The sequence below is a fragment of the Streptococcus sp. STC1396 genome, assembly GCF_058933875.1.
Window position 1 is genome coordinate 1 of sequence record NZ_JBZYCU010000052.1, and the last position, 1,194, is coordinate 1,194.

The following is a 1,194-nucleotide window of genomic DNA, read 5'->3' on the forward strand; positions in this document are numbered from 1 at the left end:
TTTTTTAGCATGCCCTTTTATGGCTCAAAAAGTGTTAAAAATAAGACAGTAACCTCGGAATAGCTACTGTCTTATCTCATTTTTCACTTAAAGCCTTGACAGACTTGACAAATGGTAGAAAAGAGCCAAATAAAAAGACTCAGCCGAACTATATTATCGGACTGAACCTTTTTCCGTTCTATTCTTCTGGTTTAGCCTTAGAAGCCATCTACGTTAGTATAGATTTTTTGGACATCTTCATCGTCTTCTAAAACGCTATAGAGTTTTTCAAAAGTTTCCAAATCGTCACCAGTCAACTCAACTTCAGACTGAGGAATCATTTCCAACTCTGTCACTTGGAACTCCTGGATGCCAGACTCACGTAGAGCCACGATAGCCTTGTGAAGGTCCGTTGGCGCTGTATAGACAGTGATACTGCCTTCTTCTGCTTCAACATCATCTACATCTACATCTGCTTCTAGCAGCTGTTCAAAGACGCTGTCAGCATCATCACCAGCAAAGACAATCACGCCCTTGTTGTCAAAAAGATAAGCTACTGAACCACTAGCTCCCATATTGCCGCCATTTTTACCAAAAGCAGCACGGACATTGGCTGCAGTCCGATTGACATTGGAAGTCAGAGTATCAACAATCAACATGGAACCATTTGGTCCAAAGCCTTCGTAACGGCCTTCAGTAAAGGTTTCGTCAGTGTTTCCTTTCGCCTTATCAATAGCCTTGTCAATAACATGCTTTGGTACTTGCGCTTGTTTAGCCCGGTCAATAACAAATTTCAGGGCAGTATTTGACTCGGGATCTGGATCGCCTTTTTTAGCTGCTACATAGATTTCCACGCCAAACTTAGCATAAACTTTTGAGTTTGCACCGTCTTTGGCCGTTTTCTTTGCCACAATATTGGCCCATTTACGTCCCATTGGAGTTTCTCCTTTTGATAAATTACATTTTTAATCTTTCATATTATAACATAAGTCGGATTGAATTTCACTAAACGGAAGATAATTTATAGTTAAAAATCCTTAATTGTACATTTTTATCCCGGTAGAATCTTTAGCAAACAAAAAGGGATCTTTTCTACCATTTGTCAAGTCTGTCAAGGCTTTAAGTGAAAAATGAGATAAGACAGTAGCTATTCCGAGGTTACTGTCTTATTTTTAACACTTTTTGAGCCATAAAAGGGCATGCAAAAAAACACCT

Annotated in this window: 1 protein-coding gene; it reads right to left on the reverse strand. The window is 39.3% G+C overall.

Going from position 1 to position 1,194, the window contains the following annotated elements:
• Positions 1-197: 197 nt before the first annotated feature.
• Entirely contained in the window at positions 198-914 is a 717-nt protein-coding gene (locus tag AC5FEC_RS10355) for a YebC/PmpR family DNA-binding transcriptional regulator (protein ID WP_037616164.1), read from the reverse strand.
• Positions 915-1,194: the final 280 nt, after the last annotated feature.